Genomic DNA, 1066 nt, shown 5'->3' on the forward strand with positions numbered 1-1066 from the left:
CACTACCCTCTTTTTCACCACCTATCTTGATTACCTTCGTAGCATCATCCTGCTTAACAAGACTATCTCCTACAACTTTATTAATCTCATTCTGAAGCTCTTTATGAATATTCATGAATGAATCACCAACACCAGCAAAGGCAGACGCAACATCATTATAGCTCTGCTCTTCAACGGCACTGCCATCTTCTTTGACGGTCTTAACTTTGAAGCTTGGAGCACTCCATTGACCTTCCTTATATTCAGCGCCACCACCTAAATAAGTTGCAACAGTCTTATTCGTATCAAAAAGCTGTGAACCATTCACTGCATCACTTGAATCCGCAGAGATTACACCATCTTCAAGAAACTTAATTTTGCTATTTTTTCTTTCCGATCCATCTCCATGCTTTGCTACAAAGGCTTTTTCCTTATCACTCCACGATAAAGAATCCTGCGCTACTCCTTCAGAAACTTCCTTAATCCGTGCATTCACATTCTTGATATTATCATCAAGACCAGTAAATGCACTACCAACATTATCAAAAGAGCCGTTTGTTATATTACCAGCTGTATCAACCTTGGATAACTTGTAAGTCGGTCCTGTAAACGCGCCATTATTAAATGCCGCATCACCACCAAGAAACTTGGCTACATTCTGAGAAATTGTGTTGATCTGACTACCATTAATCGCATCATGTGAACTCTCACCAATGGCACCATCTTTGACATTATGAAGTGCAACTGGTCCTGCATCCTTACCTTTACCTAAAGTTACGCTCTTATAATCAACTATTCCATCTTCTTTTTTATCGTAGAGAACAACCGCTGAATCTTCTGACTGAAGATTGTTAGAAAGCTCCTTCAGACTTGCATCAAGCTGCGCTTTATTGACTGCTTCATTGTCATTCTCTGCTGCCTTAACACCTGAAAGAATCCTTTCTTCTTTCTTACTGCTGGCAATATTGACTTCTGTACCTTCTACTTCTTTACCAATAGTGATAACTTTTGTCTTATCATCCTGCTTGGCAAGACTATCACTCACTACATTCGTTACATCATTATGAACATTCGTGATAGAACTCGC

At 39.5% G+C, this 1066-nt stretch carries 1 pseudogene; it reads right to left on the bottom strand.

Annotation, left to right across the window (positions count from 1 at the left end):
- Positions 1-1066 (bottom strand): annotated as a pseudogene (locus tag ACFIK3_RS09595) (hypothetical protein); the annotation flags it as partial.

The sequence above is a fragment of the Bartonella sp. CB10SXKL genome (assembly GCF_042195515.1).
Classification (GTDB): Bacteria; Pseudomonadota; Alphaproteobacteria; order Rhizobiales; family Rhizobiaceae; genus Bartonella.